12 protein-coding genes are annotated in these 15,893 nt (G+C 45.6%); all 12 read right to left on the reverse strand.

Translation table 11 applies throughout. The features are described 5' to 3' along the window. Positions 1–1,524, reverse strand: coding sequence for a hypothetical protein (locus HZA77_09840; protein ID MBI5375727.1), 1,524 nt, complete (start codon positions 1,522–1,524; stop codon positions 1–3). Continuing rightward, the gene (locus HZA77_09845) at positions 1,521–2,126 is read right to left on the reverse strand and encodes a 4Fe-4S dicluster domain-containing protein (protein MBI5375728.1); all 606 of its coding nucleotides are present in this window, start codon (positions 2,124–2,126) and stop codon (positions 1,521–1,523) included. The genes HZA77_09840 and HZA77_09845 overlap by 4 nt, the downstream gene beginning before the upstream one ends. Next, positions 2,123–3,031, reverse strand: coding sequence for a 4Fe-4S binding protein (locus tag HZA77_09850; GenBank protein MBI5375729.1), 909 nt, complete (start codon positions 3,029–3,031; stop codon positions 2,123–2,125). The genes HZA77_09845 and HZA77_09850 overlap by 4 nt, the downstream gene beginning before the upstream one ends. Continuing rightward, positions 3,028–3,588, reverse strand: coding sequence for a hypothetical protein (locus tag HZA77_09855; GenBank protein MBI5375730.1), 561 nt, complete (start codon positions 3,586–3,588; stop codon positions 3,028–3,030). Before HZA77_09855 ends, HZA77_09850 begins: the two co-directional genes overlap by 4 nt. Continuing rightward, positions 3,572–4,480 carry a 4Fe-4S binding protein gene (locus HZA77_09860; GenBank protein ID MBI5375731.1) on the reverse strand — a complete coding sequence of 303 codons (909 nt, stop codon included), beginning with the start codon at positions 4,478–4,480 and terminating at the stop codon, positions 3,572–3,574. The genes HZA77_09855 and HZA77_09860 overlap by 17 nt, the downstream gene beginning before the upstream one ends. Before the next feature lies 1 nt (position 4,481). After that, positions 4,482–5,093: a 4Fe-4S dicluster domain-containing protein gene (locus HZA77_09865; GenBank protein MBI5375732.1), complete on the reverse strand. Its 612-nt coding sequence runs from the start codon at positions 5,091–5,093 to the stop codon at positions 4,482–4,484. Positions 5,094–5,225: 132 nt separating this feature from the next. Beyond that, on the reverse strand, positions 5,226–7,889 hold the full coding sequence (locus tag HZA77_09870; GenBank protein MBI5375733.1) for a molybdopterin-dependent oxidoreductase: 2,664 nt from the start codon (positions 7,887–7,889) through the stop codon (positions 5,226–5,228). A 27-nt stretch (positions 7,890–7,916) separates the two neighbouring features. Further along, positions 7,917–10,481: a c-type cytochrome gene (locus HZA77_09875; GenBank protein ID MBI5375734.1), complete on the reverse strand. Its 2,565-nt coding sequence runs from the start codon at positions 10,479–10,481 to the stop codon at positions 7,917–7,919. An 85-nt stretch (positions 10,482–10,566) separates the two neighbouring features. Further along, on the reverse strand, positions 10,567–12,123 hold the full coding sequence (locus tag HZA77_09880; GenBank protein ID MBI5375735.1) for a cytochrome bc complex cytochrome b subunit: 1,557 nt from the start codon (positions 12,121–12,123) through the stop codon (positions 10,567–10,569). Positions 12,124–12,143: 20 nt separating this feature from the next. Next, entirely contained in the window at positions 12,144–12,602 is a 459-nt protein-coding gene (locus tag HZA77_09885; protein ID MBI5375736.1) for a ubiquinol-cytochrome c reductase iron-sulfur subunit, read from the reverse strand. Between the two features lie 63 nt (positions 12,603–12,665). Next, positions 12,666–14,555: an FAD-dependent oxidoreductase gene (locus HZA77_09890; GenBank protein ID MBI5375737.1), complete on the reverse strand. Its 1,890-nt coding sequence runs from the start codon at positions 14,553–14,555 to the stop codon at positions 12,666–12,668. 20 nt (positions 14,556–14,575) lie between these two features. Next, positions 14,576–15,883 carry a hypothetical protein gene (locus HZA77_09895; protein MBI5375738.1) on the reverse strand — a complete coding sequence of 436 codons (1,308 nt, stop codon included), beginning with the start codon at positions 15,881–15,883 and terminating at the stop codon, positions 14,576–14,578. Positions 15,884–15,893 lie beyond the last annotated feature (10 nt).

The following is a 15,893-nucleotide window of genomic DNA, read 5'->3' on the forward strand; positions in this document are numbered from 1 at the left end:
TCACATTCGAGTCCTCATAGTCATACTTACCCCAAGAAGTCCGAGTGAGATTACTGTGAACAATGTTATAATTATGAGAAATGGCAATGCAATCAAAAATCTCCTTCTCTTTTCCTTCTCAAACCCGGCTGCTGTAAAAAGCGCAAGCCTTAATCCCCAGTACTGACCGATGGCAATCAGAGTTATCTGAAGAAACCATATGAGAGGCTGTGAAACAAAAGGTTTGAATGTCACCGCAGCAGTCCCGAATATGTCCGCTCCGCGTCCCAATGGGTCTGATACCAATGTGAGAACATTCTGCCCTTCAGTGAGAAGATGAGATATATTGTGGGCAAGGTGATAAAAGAGCGCTACAGGAAGAAGGGAATAGGAAAATTTTATGAAAATATCGCTAAAAGCCCTATCCTTGTTTCTTAAAAAAAACTTTGACGCAAAAGCACCTCCTGCCTGAACAAGAAAAGGTATGAGCAGAATAAAGATCATTCCAACAGTGAATGAAAGCACGCGGTTGTTATTTAACAGACTTTCGATAAAGCCCAAAACAGTGTTTTTTGAATCAGAGCGTTCCCATAAAGTTGTCATCGTAAGACCATGGAAAATTGTCATGGCAAGCATCACAATGGCAAGATAGGCTTCATCAGGTTTTCCGGTAATAGTTTTTTCAATATCTGCGCCAAATGGTCGGATGTTTACTGCAACATTATCATGGGGACAGCTTTTTATGCACTCCGTACACATTATGCAGTATGTATTATCCTCAAGCGTAGTGAGGTTTAAAGAAGTAGGGCACGGCATACCATTTTCATTCCCATTATAGCAGTCTTTTGTTCTGCATCCTAAGCAGACATTCCTGTCTTTGCTTCTCACTTCAACAGGTGAAAAAAGTGCATATAACCCTGATATCCTCCCTACAAGACAGGCATGTCTGCAATAAGGCTTCTTTTCAAAGATTATGGCAGGAACTGCAGAAAGAAATATCATAGCAATGGCAATGTAGGCTGTTGCACGGGGAGAAGATGTGACATTAAAGCCAAGCTCAAACCATGTAAGGGCAAGGAACAATAAAATAGCAGGATAAATGTTTTTTAATTTCACTGGCCATTTCCAGCCGAGTGTCAGCGGATTACGGGAAACTCCATAGGGCTTTAGCCTGACAAATAAACCCGCTATAAAATCCCAGGGGCAGACATAACACCAGGCTTTTCCTCCGATGGCGACAAGGAAGATAAGACCTGCCCACCAGATAGTCCATGTAAGAATCGGAGCGATGTTAATGATATAATGGCCTACAAGACCAGCATAAATTATAAAGGCAAATATGAGAAAAACCGGAAGCTGGAAACAAAACTGGATATATGGTTTTTTTAGAAATCTATTTAGCCATCCGGAAGAAAGAAGGTTAAAACGAAAAAAGCTTTTTTCTTTCTCAGTGACAAACCAGAAATAAATCTGCCCCATAGAAAAATATAGGATAAGGACGCCTGATGCTGTGAGAAGTTCAATAGGGATTTGAGGCATGTTCATGCGGGCGTTACTCTTATTGCCTTTCCGTCAACAGGACATATCTCTTCACATATTCCGCATCCGACACATTTTTTTTCATCAAGCTTCGGCCTGAGCTTAAACCCCTGTTCAATAGCATGGACAGGGCATATAACTATGCAGGCGCCGCAATATCCTCTGTCTATAAATGGAAGACACATGTTCTCTATTATCCGCGCCTTTCCCATATTGACTTTTTCAGGTTCAACATCGCAAAGTGCGCCTGTAGGACATACTTTAACACAATCCATGCAAAGATCGCATCCTTTTGCACCCGGCAGAATATAAGGAATCCCTGCCCGTACCCCTTCTTCCTTTCCATAAAACCTTACCGCGCTTCTCGGACACACTTCCCCGCAAAGAAAACATCTGATGCAGCGGCTTAAAAACTCCTCCTTATTTTCTGCCCCGGGGAGCATGACCGGAATGGGCTGGTAATAGGTCATAGCCACAGGATCAATCTTCCTGTCCGGAATCAGAAAATAATTTTTTACAATCATCCCTGCCGCAGAAGGGGCAACTCCTGCGAGTATGAGCTTATTTATTGCTTCCCTGATGAATTCCCGCCGCGATTCTTTTTTCATTGCCTGAACTTCCGCTTAAAATTAAGCGCATCTTTGGGGCAGTCAATGATACATTTCCCGCAGTTGTCACATTCCCCGACATGGTTTTTTGCAGGCGGATAAAACTCCATACCGCATGAATCAAGGCACACTGTACAGCCTTCCTTTTGAGTACAGAGATTCTTATCTGCGGAAATACCTATAAGCCTGTATTTTCCGAAAAACGAATATAGCGCACCGCCGGGACAGAAATACCGGCACCAACTTCTGGGGGAAATAAAAAACTCAAATATGATTATGCCAAATATGATAGTAAGCCCTGTAACAGGAAGCGAATAGACATACAGAAAAACCTCCTTTGAAAGAAGAAGCGGAGGATAAAAAACTGAAAAAACTGGCGCACCCGAAAAAAATGAAAATACTACCCCGAAGGCGAGGAGGTAATATTTTAAATCATAGGAGAAAGTTATCTTCTTAAACTTAACTCCAATTCTTTCAAGAAAAGCTCTCAACATCTGGACAATTTCAAAAATAAAATTGGCAGGGCAGAGCCAACTGCAAAAAACCCTTCCCATGAGCAGTGTAAGGAGTAAAAAGGGTATAGCAGAAAAAAGAAAAATAGCCGGCAGTTTCAACGCTGAAGCAAAAGCCTCAACTGCAGCAAGTGGCTCTGAGATCCTGTAACCTTTTATATCAAGGCTCCAGAGAGACCCTTTAATACCCGCAAGCTTTTCTTCAGAAATCCATCCATTTTCAACTGCAGAATGATAAAACCTGGTCAGAAAATTGCTGTCGAAATTTCCGATATCGCTGCCAACCTGCGACCTGATACTTACTTCAAGGGAATTAAGAGGTATGGCAATGAGAAAAAAAACTACCGTTAACTGGATTATCCTTCTTGATACTCTGAGGACAACTTTCTTCATTTCATATCCGCTCTCTTTTTTAAAACAACGATGCAGAAAAGCAAAAGAAAAGCACCTCCGGTAATTGCTATCCATTTCCAGTTTGTTCCTACTTCACCTATCTGCATTTTAAATTCTTCATTTATTATGCTGCCATCCTCATCAGCAAAGGAAACCCTCATAAAATATATTCCATCAATCTCGTATTTCCATCCTGCCCTGTATGTATTCCCCGTGGCAATATTCGACACATAGGGGTCTGTGTCTTCCGGATGCTGAGCTTCACTGTAAACAATAAATGTTACATTGCTCCCGCTATAAGGTTTCCCGGTTTTAATGTTTTTTATATAGACAACAAGTTCAACTGTATTTGTATTGTATATTTTGTAGTATGAGAAGGTGATCTCGTAATCCCCGGAGGTCCTTTTCTCCTCAACCTTGGAATACTTGGGATAGTTTTCCTGATATCCGTAATGTGGAAGTCCAGCCAGATGATGAGCTAAAACCTCCCTCTCCGCAGATACAAAAGCTGCCAATGCAATAAAAATTATCATGTATTTATTAAACCGTCTGCTCACTCTTACTCCCCGCTCTATTTAATTTATAGTCCAGAATTTTTTTGTCACATGCGCTTATGCACAAGCCGCATCTGTCGCATGTTCCGTCAAGATTACCATTATCAGGTGAAAGCGCATAGGGGCATACCTTCCTGCAGTCAAGGCAGTTATTGCATCCATCCCTCACAGGTTCAACATTGAGAAGAGCTTTGTTCCCGAAATAGGAATAAAGAGTCCCTCCCGGACAAATATTGCGGCACCAGAGGCGTCTTGAGAAAAGAAATTCAAAAGCAGTAATCGCTACTATAAACCAGACGCCGTATGTCAAAACAGACCCGAAAAGGATATCATGAATGACCATTGAAAAAAGACGTGGGGGATAGATGAACTGGAAATATTCTATGCCCGCAAAGATGCCGAGCAGTACGCCTCCTCCAAGAATAATATGCCTTGTAATCAGCGGAACGCCTATATCATAAGTGGGCAGTCCGATGCGGGAAAGAAACATCTTGAACTTGTCTGCAATCTCAAGAAGCAGATGCATAGGACAGAGCCAGCCGCAAAAAAACCTTCCCAGCAGCACTGTAAAAAAAACAGGAATGAGAAGCGAAAGAAAAAAAACAATATTCGCCTTCTTGGATTTTATAAAGTAACTGAGCACTGCAAGGGGATCTGATATTGCAAACCCCTTGACTTTCAATGACCATATATTGCCGTTAAAGAAATTGGTAATGGTGCTTCTGTCTTCCCTTTGCCCGAGATATTTATCAATGTGTAACAAAATAGCTGATTTTTTGATTTCCCAGTCGCCGTCCCGTTTCACCTTTGCCCCTTCATAGAGGTTAAGCGACAGCACAACTGCAAGAAAAATTATGACGAGGGCCTGAACCGTTCTTCTTGTGATCTGGAGCATGCTAAACCCTTTGTATTCCTGCAGGTTTGACCCTGATTGCCTGCGGTGCATGAATGCATATCTGCTCGCAAAGACCGCACCCCACGCAGGCTGCTACATTGACTACAGGCCTTTCCCATGTTTCAGCAGAAAGGGCTATGCCTGAATATGGGCAGGCTCTTACGCAAACACCGCAGGCGATCCCGTTGTAGGAGTTGCAGATATTCTTATCAACCTCGGCTGTCCCGATTTTCACTACTTTTGAAATAACATCTCCGTCATCGCTCTCAACCTTTACGAGCGCACCGCTGGGGCATATCTGGGTGCACTTCATGCAAAGCATGCAAGCTTTCTCTCTTGGGATAAAATAAGGGGTGCCTACCAGGGCAGGTGATGAGATCTCGTCAAAAAAATTAAGCGTATCATTTGGGCAGACTTCGCCGCATCTGCCGCATTTAATGCATGTGGAAATGAACTCTTTTTCAGGGAGTGCGCCCGGAGGACGCAAATATACCCTTCCTCTTGAATCAGTGATATCAGAAAGTTTTTCTAACCTGTCATTAACAAGCCATCCTGAAAGTCCAATAAAAGGCAGACATAATAACCCTGCTTTTACAAACTCTCTTCTTTCCATTTCGTGGCTTCCTTTATCAGCATCCGTGAAAAAAGATTTTTTTTACTACTATTACTCTAAAAACAGTTCCCCGCCTGAATGCATGAAGAGCCTTAAAACTCTCATTCACCGGGGCGGGGAACCCTTTAATAATTAGATTTTTTCTATTCTTGCCGCAAGCTTTTTATAATCCACCTGTCCTGAAACCGGATCAAATGCCCGGTGAGAAACTGCATTAACAAGCCATCTGTTTTTTGCAGGATCGGCAGAGTCTGCAACTGAAAGGTTCCACGGCGAGAATAAGTATCCTTTTGGAACTTCAGATCTTGCAGGTTTCACCTTGCTCCTTATGCCGCCTACACTTGCCCGTCCTTCATATGAGCCGCGTTTTGTAATAATCCTGATTTTATCGCCGTCCTGTATCCCGTTTTCCCTGGCATCTTCGGGGTGCATCTCAACATATTGTTCAGGCACAAGTCTTCTTGTCGTTGCACCGCGTATTGTCTTTGCCGTGTGAAAATGTTCATAAACAATCCCCAGTCCGAGCCAGAAAGGATATTTGTCCTTCGAAATTTTGCTCCAGTGCTTGCCCCTCACTTCAAAATCAGGAAGTTCCGGCGTCAGCGCCATGTCGCGTGCTTTTTCTATGACATCCATATGGTCGATCGCATAATAGCCCTTTTCCGTACCAAGCTTTGCGAGCTCCTTGTTTACTTCCTTTCTTTTCGAGTAGTCCTGGCGGCAAAGCTTCATAATCATCTTGCCATCCTTGTTCCTGAACATTCCGTAAGGTTTCCCGGGCCAGTCGCCTTCCTGTCCCATATAACGGCGCAGCGTGCCCCCTGCTTTTGCCGCTTCGTATGTCGGCGCAGGCCATTGAATTCCGCGCAGCATCCTTAACTGGTCATACAAGCCTATGCCATCCTTTTCTCTCACTTCAAGCATCCCGGAAAGATCAGCATCAGTCCCCTTTGATGCCTTCACTATCTCTTCAAAAACTTCTTCAGAATCATAAAGCTCCTGTCCTTTGGGATGGAATTTCTTCTTCTTATAAGGGAATATTTTCTTTCCATCGAGACCGAGAAGGTTTGCAAGCTTTATCCCCTTGTCTATTGCCATATCAAGGTCAGGCTTGCATTGTTCAAGTCCCTCTATCCCTTTTCCAACACCATCACAGATATCGAATCTTCTTTCCGAGCTTATGTATGTTCCTCCCTGCCACTCGCCCCACGTCAGAGCAGGCAGGACTACATCCGCAAATGCGAGATTAGGCGCGTGCCTGTATATGTCCTGGACAACAACAAACATCTTTTTCATTGCTGGCCTTATGAGATTGTTGACATCTGGCTGGTGAATATGGGTCGTATAGATGTAAAACATAGCTTTAACATCACCCTTTAGCGCTCTTTCAAAGAGCCCTATCATCATGCCGGGATTTTTCAATTCCGATGTTTTTAAAAGCCTTTCCTTTGGCAGGTTCCAGCACTGTGCTATCCAGTCCCGGTGCTTTTCATTGGGAAGTCCTTCGTTAAAGGGAAGCCTGTTGGTCAGGCCGCCCATAAGTCTTTCCCCCATAGCATTGGGCTGGCCTGTCATCGAGAATGGTCCTGCCCCTGGTCTGCAAATGTTCCCTGTAAGTGCATGGAGGTTGATTATACTGATGACATTATGCTGGCCGTGGATATGCTGATTATAGCCTATCCCCCAGAAGGAGATAACTCCGCCTTTTCCGCGCGCTCTTCCTTTCATTGTGGCATCAGCCCATTCTGAAGCTGTTTTCCTTATAAGCGCAGGCTCGATCATTGTCCTGTCTTTCACCTGTTCCGGAGAATACTCCTTCTTTATTACATCTATGTACTCCTGCCATCCGTTCACATTGTCTTTGAGGAACTTGTAATCGATAACCTGCGGATGTTCCGTTATAAGGCAGTGAGCTATCGCATTGAGGCAGGATATGTCGCCGTTGATCGTAGGGAAATGATAGCTGTTCCTTGGATTGACTGCCTCAAAAGCCTGTACAGTACCGGTTCTCCTCGGATCTGAAACAAGCGTGGGGATATTGTTCTTCTTCTTATGGTCAGCCACACGCCAGAACACTATAGGATGCGACTCGCGGGGATTATGCCCCCAGAAAGTAATCATGTCAGCCTGCTCGATATCATCATAGCAGAGTGGCGGAGTATCAGAGCCAAGTGTTGCTATGTATGCAGTGACTGCGCTTGTCATGCACATACGCGCATTCGCTTCGATGGAATTTGATTGAACAACTCCTTTCATCAGCTTGTTTTCCATCCACTGGGATTCCACTGTAAGCTGGCCGGAGCCGTATAAACCTATGGAGTTGCCTCCATATTTTTTGATTAGCGCAGCGGTTTTCTGCGCCACCAGTTCCTCTGCTTCCTCGTATGTCGCCTCTCGCCATACATCGTCGTCAAACCTCCCTTTTGTGGTTGACTCGTATCCTTTTTCAGGATCAGACATGTCTTTCCTTATGAGAACCTTTGTAAGCCTGTCAACGTAAGTGGGCTCGTCTGCATTAAGACCCTTTATGCACTGGACGCCTTTATTAGTGGGGTGCTGTTTGTCCGGCACTACACCCAATATCTTTCCTGTCGCAGGATCTGCCTTGATCACTGTTCCGCATCCCACTCCGCAATAGGGGCACTGGGAAAGCTTTTCAATCAACCCTGTGGCGCCTTTTTCTTCTGCAAGGATTTTCGTAGGGGAAAAAAGCATCCCGTCAAGCCCGAGGCCCACTCCCACAGCTGCCGTACCCTTAATAAAATTTCTTCGAGTTATGCTTCCCTTGTTTCCCATTTTATTATTCTCCTCTATTTATTTTATTTATTTGTTCAGTGTTCTTAAATACGAGATTATGTCATTTACCTCATGGGAGGTGAGCTCAACCACGCCTGACCCGCCTCTTATCATGGGCTTCATGAGGGTCTGATGTCTTCCAAGTGCCATTGTTGCCTGGAGATAACTGTCAGATGCTGCCGCAAGGAACTTGGCATTGCCAAGCTCAGGGGCAAAGCTGTTTCTTCCTTCTTCGCCGTGACACTGGGCACAGTTCCTTTCAAAGAGCATCTTTCCTGTAATCGGTGTCCCTACAAGGAGCTTTGGCTTCGGGTCTGTCAGCACTGCTGATCTTCGAAGATAGGCGATTATGTTGGCAAGCTCCTTTTCCTCAAGGCGTGCAAGTTCATCACCTGTTGCGGATGTCCCTGTAAAGGAACGCATCTCGGTACCGTCCCTTCCCCTTACTGCCATTGCCTCTATAAATCCGTCAGTCACGCTGTTAAGGAATCCGGATTTCCCTATGGCAGGACCGATACCTCCTTCTCCGCTTCTGCCGTGGCACTGTCCGCATACCCTTTCAAATCTTTCTTTTCCAAACTGCGCATCGCCGTCAATGAATGCCGGATTTAAGCTCTCTTCATCATCGAGGAAGGTTCTGATATAGGCGATTGTATCTTCAATATCTATTTCTGAAATTTCCACAAGTCCGCCTTTCCCCACAAGGTTCGCCCTCATCTGAGTGCCGCTCCTGCCGTAGATTGCCATTTCCTTTATAAATGCTTCAGATGTCTGCTTCCAGAAACCATTTCTTCCGATTCCGGGCCCCACACCCCCTTGCCCACGTATCCCATGGCATTGGGCGCAGATGCGTTTATAAATTTTCTCTCCGTTATATTCAGAGCCTCTGATCTTAATATATGGAAGCTGCTTTTCAGGACCTGCATAAAAAGACTTTATGTAAGACACTATATCCGAAATCACCTGCGGCTGGAGATAACTGAAAGCAGGCATTGCTGTTTCTTCGCGCCCTTCTGTTATTACCTTTTTAAGATAACCCCTGCTTGCGACTCTCAGGAATTCAGGTGATTTCAGGCTTGGCCCGATTTTTCCTTCGGCATTGATCCCATGACAGCCGGCGCAGTTCATCTTGAAATATTCTTTCCCGTTTGCAACAGAAGTTCCTGCCCCTCCCCTTCCGTTCGCTTTGCCGGCTTCATAGAGCTCTGCTTTCCATGAATTCAGATAACTTATAATATCAGCAAGCTGTTCCCCTCCGAGGAAGCTCCAGGCGGGCATAGCAGTTCCTTCCCTGCCTTTTGTAAGAGTGTCGTACCAGAAGCGCGGTGTCGACATAGACAGAAGCTGTGCATTGTTCAATGTAGGGCCAATAAGATCTATCTCGTGTTTGCCGTCGAATCCATGGCAACCGGAACAGTTTGCCATGAACAGCTCTGCGCCGTATTGCGGATTGCCTCCGGCTTCGATTATTTCCTGATAGGTTGGAGAAGGCACTCTCAATGACTTTATGTAATTTATGATTTTTTCTATCCTCTCCCTGTCCAATCCTCCGGCGGTCCCCCATGCAGGCATAGACCCGCTCCCCTTGGAGTTTGTGATTATATATTCAAGCATTGCCCTGTCTGCTATTGCGAGGAACTGCTGGTTGCCTATGGCAGGGCCTATCTTGTTCCCAAGTTCGGGAAGCTTTGTACCCTCGCCGTCCCTGCCGTGGCAGACCGAACAGAACTCCATGAAGAGCTCGCGTCCTGTCTCCTCTTTTTGTGCTTCAACAGGAATATACGAAGAAGGAACATTCGATTTTGTCATCCCTTTCAGATAAACAGTGACGGGAAATGCTTCTGCTTCTGTGAGATGAAAATCCACCATTGCTGAATCCGGAGGCTGTGCCTTAGGCAGAAGAACCGACTCATAGATAAAAGCCGTGTTGTAATTTCCTTTAAATCTCTTGAGATACTCATGCAGATTTGGCTCGGTAGCGTGTTTAAGATATATGCTTGCATCAGAAATTAAAGTGAGGTCAGGACCTAGATGACCTCCCACCCCTTTTATCTTATGGCAGTTCTGACATCCTTTTTCTCTGAATATTTTTTCTCCCCTTGCCGCAACATCTGCGCCTATGTCTCTAAGGTTCTCGTGGCACTTAAGGCATGATGACTGGACAAATGGCCCCGTGAGCATTGGTCGCTCAACATAAGGAACCCCTATGCCATGGGCATCTCTGGTTTTTGTCGCGATTCCCTGCCCTTCATGGCAGACGGTGCATCCGTATTTTTCTGTCGGATGTATCTTTAACAGATTTCCGGGATGGGCTGTGAAAGGCTGTGGAGCGTCCGACATAAAAGGATTTTCAATCCCAAGATGGCAGGCAACACACCTGTCCACTTTGCCGAATGATGATATGTAATTCTGTTCAAGGGAAATATCTTTATCGAGAATGATCTTTAAGATTGCCTCATCCTTGATTTTTTCCCTGGCAACTTTCTTATACTGCCTCTGATAATATTTCCATTCCGGACGGATATTAATAAAGGCAGCTATAAGCAGGAGAAGCAGTGCCGCAATACTTGATATTGCAAAAAATTTCCTCATTCTGTTAGCCCTTATCTCTTTTTATGATTTAGAGTCCGCATAGCTTTAAAAATAAATTCCCCTGAGATTTTTTAATAAACTGTTATCAGTCAAAATGTATCCCGGGCCACTGGGATTGAAGCCAGAAAAACTCCCAGTTAGGTCCTCTTAAGAAAGTACCAACATAAGTCAGCACTGCAAAACCTATTACAAAAAGTGTAAACGCCGCAATTGACGCCAGGCGCATAGACCCCGTTTCCTTTAATATTTTGAAATACCAGAGGGCAAAGAGCCCTATGATCACCGTTGCAGGATTGATGGCTATTATCACGATCTGGGGAACTCCGGGAAACCAGCTCCTGAGCCAGCCGAACTTTATTGTAAACGCTATGAGTACGACGAGCGAGAAGAATCCATAAGCAGCCGAGCGCTTTACAACGGAAATGCCCTTTGAACCTGAAAACCATACCCCTACGTCATGAAGCTCTCTGTCAAGGAATGGAATAAGCATAAGCCCCAGCACTGTAATGCTTGGAACAAGGATACCTCCCACAAATGCAGAGTAGCTTACAAGCTCCTGCAGACCGAGGAAATACCATGGAGCCTTGGCCGGATTCTCCGGGACAGACGGGTTTGCAAGCTCCTTGAGAGGAGCATCAAAGAACAAAGATAAAAGACTCATTGCCGCAAGGCAGAAAATAAATACCGCCCCTTCTGCAAGCAACACATTTGGCCATGTGGGCACTGTGTCGTCGGAGTAATTGCCTACCTGCGGAGTATTCCCCCGGATAAGCGACATGAGACCATAAGTCTTGTCCGGATTGGGGCTCTTTTCATCATCCGGGTTTACGGACTCTGTAAACTGCTTGTTGTCAAGCGGCTTTGAAAGCCCGCCATCCTTTGTAATCCTCCAGAGATGTACGCCTATGAAAATGCTGATGACAATGGGAAGAAATATTACATGGAGGAAATAAAATCTTATAAGAGAAGGTTCTCCTATGGTGTTGCCGCCTATGATGAGCTGTTTTTGAAGTTTTCCGGGATCAAAGAATTTTGTCACTCCGATTGCGTCAGTCAGCTCAGTAAGAGAGCCCGCTATGTTAGCGCCTATAGTCATTGCCCAGTATGCAAGCTGGTCATAGGGAAGAAGATAGCCGGTAAAACTCAAAGCAAGTGTAAGGGAAAGTAGTACCACTCCGATCATCCAGTTAAATTCCCGGGGTGCTTTGTATGAGCCTGTATAGAATACGCGCATCATGTGAAGGAGGACCACAAGAACCATGCCGTGAGCTGACCATCTGTGAACATTTATTACGAACTTGCCGCCGGTAACCGCATACCTTATGTTCTTTACAGAAGCATAGGCTCCGTCAACGTGGGGGATGTAATATATCATCAGCACCACACCGGTAACACCAAGTATAAGAAAAAGGAAAACACACATCAGTCCCAGCCCCAGCGTATATGTGGGCTTAACCACATGAGAGCTTACACGCGTCGGGTGAAGATGAAGAAAGAAATTCGAGAAAACCGCGGCAGCCTTTTCCCTTTCAGATTCCGGCGGAATATCATGGCGCGAAAAAGCGTCCCTGAAAGAAAAAGGTATGCGCTTAAAGTTCTCAATAAAAACCGATGCAGCTCCCTTCTTATCTGAAGTTGACATGGCCATTGCTCCTAACGTAATTATATTTTGAACTTCTCCCCGATGGTCACAGTAGCCGCTGTATCAACCATCAGGTATCCTTCAGGCGATAAATATATCTTGAACCAGGGGAGATTGCGGGGAGCAGGGCCTCCAGCCACAATTCCTTGCTTATCGAACCTGCTGCCGTGACAGGGACATGCAAACCCTGCTGGCGTTTCTCCCACTATACATCCAAGATGCGTGCATATGGCAGATATGGCATAAAGCCCTTCAGGATCTTTGAAAATCATGAGGTTCTTGTCTTCGAGCCTTGTCCCGCCGTCTTTTGTGAACTCTTCAGGCTTGCCAAGCCTGAAAGACGTTGACGGCTCGTCAAAAACATCGGGCATAAGGAATTTAACAACCCCTGCAACGCTTGCCGCCAGTGTGAGCCAGAATGAATAGAATCCCGCCTTCTCAATAAAAGTGCGGCGGTCTATCTTTTCTCCGTCATCCATTTTGCAGACTCCCTTTTTCAAAATTTATACGATAATTTTTAAAACAGCTTGGCTGTTCCAGACCTAATATTCTTTTACTGCAAGTTTTTCCTCGAATTTGAACTGCTCCATAGTGATAGCAAGAGCAGGGCACCTTTTGGCGCATAGCCCGCACCTGATACACTCTGTTTCATCTTTTATGACTGCACTCCCCTTCCTGGGAGCGTCTTCCCCGTATCTCTTTTTAAGAAGTGATCCCAGTTTCTCGTCTCCCTTTATCATCTCTACGCGCACTACCCGAAGGCACCTGCGCGGACAGACATCCTCGCAACCCGCGCAGAGTATGCACCTTTCGCTATGAAATATTGTCTGGATATCGCAGGAATAACAGCGGACTCCCTCAGATACCGCTATGGGAACATCAAAGCTTTTTTCAACAGATATCTTGGTAGATTTTTTCCTCTCGTCAGGATGTTCAGAAGGAGGATGTACACGCTTTATTTTGTCATAGGTTTTGTCGCGGTAATAATTTTCAAGAATGGTAAAAGAGGCTTTCCTTTCAAGGAGGAGTTTCTTCCCTGTTACATATTCAAAGATAGACCTTGCAGCCTTTTTCCCGCTTGCAATGGCATCTATCATGAGCTTTGTTCCATGGGCAACATCGCCTGCAACAAAAACATCAGGGGCTGAAGACTGAAGGGTGTCGGGGTCAACGATTATCTGTCCCCTTTCTGTGAGCTTTATATTGTCCCTTTCAGGACTTATGAATGAAAGGTCTGCCCTTTGTCCTATGGCAAGTATTACCGTATCAGCTTCAAGCGTGGTAAGCTGAGCTTCGTCATAAACAGGAGAGAACCTCTTGTTCTCATCATATACGGAAAGCACTTTTTTGAATACAACACCTTTTGCCCTGCCGTTCTCGGTTAATATCTCTTTCGGTCCCATGCTGTTGTAACGGCTTACCCCCTCTTCTTCGCCTTCCCTTATCTCCACGTCATCGGCAGGCATCTCGCAAAGGGACTCCAGACAGCAGAGCATCACTTCCTTTACCTGCGGCTGGCGCAGGGCAGTTCTGGATATGTCATATTCTTCCTGCCTAAGCACAGTCCGCGCAACGTCATAAGCAACATTGCCGCCCCCTATTACAACGACTCTCGCCCCAAGTTTTATAGGCTCTCCCAATGACACTGACCTTAAGAAATCAACTCCTCCGATGACTCCTTCCGCATCAACTCCGGGCAGAGGTATCTTGGCAGATTTCTTGGCGCCTACTGCGATTAAAGTCGCCTTGTGGAGCTGTCTTAATCCTTCAAGAGTTACATTTTTACCAACCTGCATATTGCATATGATGTCTGCTCCGAGCGCTTTAATCACCTCGACTTCAGCTTCTATAATATTCCGCGGAAGCCTGTATTCAGGAACACCAAGATAGAGCATCCCTGCAGGGACAGATTCCATCTCATATATCACAGGCCTTAATCCAAGGAGACATAGGTCATGGGCTGCAGCAAGTCCGGCGGGGCCTGCGCCTATGATGCCGATTTTCTCCCCCTGCGGTTTTGGTATCTCTTTTCCGCTTAAAAAACTTCTGAGCGAACTTAGTTCCTCTTCAGCCGTACAATCCTGCGGTGAAAGGAAATTTCTGACCCGGTGGAAGAATTTTTCTGCAAGGTTCCTGTCCGCTTCAAGGTTAAGGCTTTCGATCACAAACCTCTTCAATGCCCTTATGGAAACCGACTCATCAACAGAGCCCCTGCGGCATGCAGCCTCGCATGGAGCGCCGCAGATTCTGCCGCAAATGGATGCAAGAGGATTCGGTCCCCTTGCTATGAGATAAGCCTGCTCATAATTGCCTGCGGCGATTGCGCGGACATAACCGCCTGAGTCGGTATGCACCGGACATGCCTGCTGGCATTTTATCTGGTTTTTCCAGTATGAATAGTCTGGTATCTCTACCTTGTATGTATTCGCCATGCTCTTTAAGATTTAAATTTTTACTGGCCGTATCTTTCCTGATAGTATTTTTTAATCTTGTCTCTTTCTTCTTTTGAAATTCCCTTCTTCCATGCGTTAAAATCCATATCCATTACATCTTTCGTCACTCCGGGAAAAAGCGCTTCAGCGTCAGGGATAAACTCTGTATAGAACCTCTCGGCCACCTCGAAGAACCCGTGCCACTGCGTATAATCAGGCCCCATCATGGCAGCGCCATGCCTTGCCCTTCTTCCCTCATGGTGCCAGAGAAGATAATAAGTCCATTCTATCTTTTCATCGAACTGCGTCGGAGTTAGCTTTTTTGATTCTCTGAGCTTTTCCATTATGCTCTTTGCAGGGATCGCAAATTTGTTGTTGTAAAGATTTACAACCTCATCAAACTGGGTATAAAAGCCATCCACATATTTTGGAGAATGGCATTCGCCGCAAACCTTTTTCATATTGCCTCTTCTTACTTCCCAGTTATCAAGCTTCTTTGATACTTCAGGCCTTAAGGTCCAGCTTATCCTCATACCTATGTCGTGGCTCACAGGAAGCTCAGGTGTCGCGCTCATGTGGCAGGTCGCGCAGGTCGGGGCTGCCGAGTAATCTTTGCTCAGCACCCAGGGTTGCGCCTTGAGATTCATTCTGTCTTCGTTCGCATAAAATGCTATGCCGTGCTTTGATTCATCGTAGATTTCTTTCTGCGGATGGTCAGGTCCGAGATGGCATTTGCCGCAGTTGTCGGGGCGCCTTGCAATCTCTACTGAAAAGCTGTGCCTTGAATGACAGGCAGAGCATGAGCCCCTGCTTCCATCCGGGTTTATCCTTCCGATGCCGGTATTTGGCCAAGTTGCAGGGTCAAGCCTTCCCCCTTCAAGAACTTTTACTTCTGAACCATGGCACTGTTTGCAGCCGCTGTTTACCGCTGCAATCCCCTCTATTGATTCTCCAAGAAGATTGTCCAGGGAACCAAGTATATCCGCTCCTTTGGCATGATGGCTGTTCCCGAATTCTGCCGCCTCTCTCTGATGGCATCCGCCGCAATCCTTGGGACTTACGATAACTGATATGGTCTTGCCGTAATGGCTTACAGCATCAGGGTCAGTAGCTTCCGCTCTGTGGCAGTCATAGCAACCGACACTGTTTAGTGAATGGCGGCTCTGCATCCACTCATCGATAGTGGCACGCGCTACCTTCTCTTTTGTGTGGCATTCAATGCAGTCTTTGCTGTCTTGCGGGATATCTATAGCAAAGATTAATACTGAAGATGAAATAAAAAGGACAATAAACAACGGCAGGATCAAGGAACACAACTTTGGTCTCATAACTACGCCC

Source organism: Candidatus Schekmanbacteria bacterium, from assembly GCA_016219965.1.
GTDB lineage: Bacteria > Schekmanbacteria > GWA2-38-11 > GWA2-38-11 > J061 > JACRJM01.